The 3,178-nt window shown below is 72.2% G+C and carries 5 protein-coding genes; all 5 read right to left on the reverse strand.

Annotation, left to right across the window (positions count from 1 at the left end):
- Positions 1 to 686 (reverse strand): imidazole glycerol phosphate synthase subunit HisF (hisF, locus tag AC1DY2_RS17760; RefSeq protein ID WP_476763612.1); only part of this gene is annotated, 686 nt, incomplete at its 3' end.
- A 7-nt stretch (positions 687 to 693) separates the two neighbouring features.
- The gene (gene hisG / locus AC1DY2_RS17765; protein WP_476763613.1) at positions 694 to 1,533 is read right to left on the reverse strand and encodes an ATP phosphoribosyltransferase; all 840 of its coding nucleotides are present in this window, start codon (positions 1,531 to 1,533) and stop codon (positions 694 to 696) included.
- 50 nt (positions 1,534 to 1,583) lie between these two features.
- On the reverse strand, positions 1,584 to 1,847 hold the full coding sequence (locus tag AC1DY2_RS17770) for a phosphoribosyl-ATP diphosphatase (protein ID WP_159605314.1): 264 nt from the start codon (positions 1,845 to 1,847) through the stop codon (positions 1,584 to 1,586).
- Positions 1,848 to 1,856: 9 nt separating this feature from the next.
- Positions 1,857 to 2,528, reverse strand: coding sequence for a ribulose-phosphate 3-epimerase (gene rpe / locus AC1DY2_RS17775; RefSeq protein WP_476763614.1), 672 nt, complete (start codon positions 2,526 to 2,528; stop codon positions 1,857 to 1,859).
- A 9-nt stretch (positions 2,529 to 2,537) separates the two neighbouring features.
- On the reverse strand, positions 2,538 to 3,178 hold a 641-nt coding region (locus tag AC1DY2_RS17780), incomplete at its 5' end, for an RsmB/NOP family class I SAM-dependent RNA methyltransferase (RefSeq protein ID WP_476763615.1).

Here is a 3,178-nt window from a genome sequence, read left to right on the forward strand (position 1 = left end):
GATGCCGCGAGCACCGCGTCGGCCCCCGCCGCGATCGCCGGCGCGAAGTCCCCGACGGCGCCGGCGCCGCCCGACGCGATCACCGGCACACCGGCGAGCTCGTGCATCAACGCGGTGAGCTCGAGGTCGAAGCCCGCCTTGGTGCCGTCGGCGTCGATGGAGTTCACGAGCAGCTCCCCCGCGCCCAGCTCGATGGCCCGGCGCGCCCAGTCGAGCGCGTCGAGGTCGGTCTCGGTGCGGCCGCCGTGCGTGGTCACCACGAAGCCCGAGGCGGTGCGCGGCGAGCGCTTCACGTCGAGCGAGAGCACGCACACCTGCGCGCCGAACCGGTCGGCGATCTCGGCGATGAGTTCGGGCCGCGCGATCGCGGCGCTGTTCACGCCGATCTTGTCGGCGCCGTGGCCGAGGAGTCGCGCCACGTCCTCGGCCGAGCGCACCCCGCCGCCGACCGTCAGCGGGATGAACACCTGCTCGGCGACGCGCTGCACCATGTCGTACGTGGTGGAGCGGTCGTCGACCGTGGCGGTGACGTCGAGGAACGTCAGCTCGTCGGCGCCCTGGTCGGAGTAGCGCGCGGCGAGCTCGACGGGGTCGCCCGCGTCACGCAGGTTCTGGAAGTTCACGCCCTTCACGACGCGGCCGGCGGCCACGTCGAGGCACGGGATCACACGGACGGCGAGGGACATCCGCGCCTCACAACCGGGCCGCGTGGATGGCGCTGACGAGGATCGCCCGAGCCCCGAGCGAGTACAGCTCGTCCATGACGTGGTTCATGTCGACCCGCGGGATCATGACCCGCACGGCGACCCACTCGGGATCGTGGAGCGGCGAGACGGTCGGCGACTCGAAGCCCGGGGCGGCCTCGGTCGCTCGCTCGAGGTGCGCGACGGGCACGTCGTAGTCGAGCAGCACGTACTGGCGGGCCACGAGCACGCCCTGCAGGCGTCGAAGCAGGGTGTCGGCGCCGGGTCGCTCGACGCCCGAGCCGATGAGCACCGCCTCGGACTCGAGGATGACCGGGCCGAAGATCTCGAGGCCCGCCTGTCGGAGCGTCGAGCCCGTCGACACGACGTCGGCGACGGCATCCGCCACACCCAATCGCACCGCGGACTCGACCGCGCCGTCGAGCTTCACGAGCTTCGCGGTCACGCCGTGCCCGGCGAGGAAGTCGCCGACGAGGCCCGGATAGCTGGTGGCGACGCGCACGCCGTGGAGGTCGGCGAGCTCGGCGAATCCCCCGGCCGGACCGGCGAACCGGAACGTCGAGTCGCCGAAGCCGAGTGGGGCGATCTCGTTCGCCTCGGAGCCCGAGTCGAGCAGCAGGTCGCGGCCGGTGATGCCGACGTCGAGGGCGCCCGAGCCCACGTAGGTCGCGATGTCGCGCGGTCGGAGGTAGAAGAACTCGACCCCGTTGCGGGGATCGGCGGTGTGGAGGTCGCGCGGGTCACGGCGACCGGTGTAGCCGGCCTCCCACAGCATCTGGGCGGCGGTCTCGGCGAGCGAGCCCTTGTTGGGCACGGCGATTCGGAGCATTCCCTGGCTTTCGTGTCGACGGAGCTGATCGGTCATGGGGTCATGCGCGATCAGAGATGTCGGTACACGTCGGCCGGCGCGAGCCCCTTCGCGAGCATGAGCACCTGCAGGTGGTAGAGCAGCTGCGAGATCTCCTCAGCGGTCTCGTCGTCGCTCTGGTACTCGGCGGCCATCCAGACCTCGGCCGCCTCCTCGACGATCTTCTTGCCGATGGCGTGCACGCCGGCGTCGAGCTGACGAACCGTGCCGGAACCCTCAGGGCGGGTGCGGGCCTTGTCGCTGAGCTCGACGAACAGGTCGTCGAAGGTCTTCACCCGTCTAGGCTACCGGTGCGCGTGCGTGTGCGCCGACGCGGCGTCGCGCAGCGACGCGATGCGGTCGGCCGGCACGTCGCCGCCGAACACGGCCGATCCGGCGACGAACGTGTCGGCGCCGGCCTCGGCCGCGATGCCGATGGTGTCGGCCGTGATGCCGCCGTCGACCTGCAGCCACACGTCGAGGCCCGAGTCGCGCACGGCCTCGGCGACGCGCCGCAGCTTCGGCATCGTCTCGGGCATGAACGACTGGCCGCCGAACCCGGGCTCGACCGTCATGACCAGCACCTGGTCGAACTCGGGCAGCAGGTCGAGGTAGGGCGTGGCATCCGTGCCGGGCTTCAGGGCGATGCCCGCGCGGGCACCGATCTCGCGCAGCCGGCGCGCCAGCGCCACGGGTTCGCGCGCCGCCTCGGCATGGAACGTGACCGAGAAGGCACCGGCCTCGGCATACGAGGGCGCCCACCGGTCGGGGTCGTCGATCATGAGGTGCACGTCGAGCGGGATCGGCGAGACCTCCTGCAGGCGCTGCACCATCTGCAGCCCGAAGGTGAGGTTCGGCACGAAGTGGTTGTCCATGATGTCGACGTGCACGAGGTCGGCCGAGGAGATGCGCCCGAGCTCGTGCTCGAGGTTCGCCCAGTCGGCAGCGAGGATGCTCGGGTTGATCCGCGTCGTCATGCCGCCAGCCTAGCGATCGGCCTCGGCGGTCTCCGCGACGTCATCGGCATCGGCGTCGGTACGCTGCACCAGCGCGATGAACATGGCGTCGGTGCCGTGCCGGTGCGGCCACAGCTGCACGGTCTCGGGGTCGCCGGCGAGGTCGAGCGGATGCCGCGACAGCGCCTGCACGACGGCGTGGGTGTCGAGTTGCTCGACACGCCCACGCCAGCGCTCGAGCGCCGCCGTCAGGGTTCCGTGCGTCTCGCCGGTGTGCGGCGAGCAGGTCACGTACGCCAGGATGCCACCCGGGGCGAGCGCTCGCACCGCCGCGTCGAACAGCTCGCCCTGGAGCTTGGTCAGCTCGGCGACATCCGCCGGCGCCTTGCGCCATCTCGCCTCGGGGCGACGCCGCAGGGCGCCGAGGCCGGTGCACGGGGCGTCGAGGAGGATGCGGTCGAAGCCGCCTGGCGCGCCGAGTGCGCCGGCGTCGATCGCGCGGCCGTCACCGACGTGCACCTCGACCGGCGCGGGCACGCCGGCGAGGGCCTTGCGCACGAGTTCGGCGCGTGCGGGAACCATCTCGTTGGCCACCACGAGGGCCCCTGCGCCGAGCGCCTCGGCGGCGAGCACGGCCGTCTTCCCGCCCGGGCCCGCGCAGAGGTCGAGCC

This window comes from Agromyces sp. P1_H4, from assembly GCF_056405255.1.

What these genes read in the sequence shown, in the direction of transcription:
- hisG (WP_476763613.1), bottom strand. Translation starts at nt 1,533, where the DNA reads ATGCTCCGAATCGCCGTGCCCAACAAGGGCTCGCTCGCCGAGACCGCC.
- rpe (WP_476763614.1), bottom strand. Translation starts at nt 2,528, where the DNA reads ATGACGACGCGGATCAACCCGAGCATCCTCGCTGCCGACTGGGCGAAC.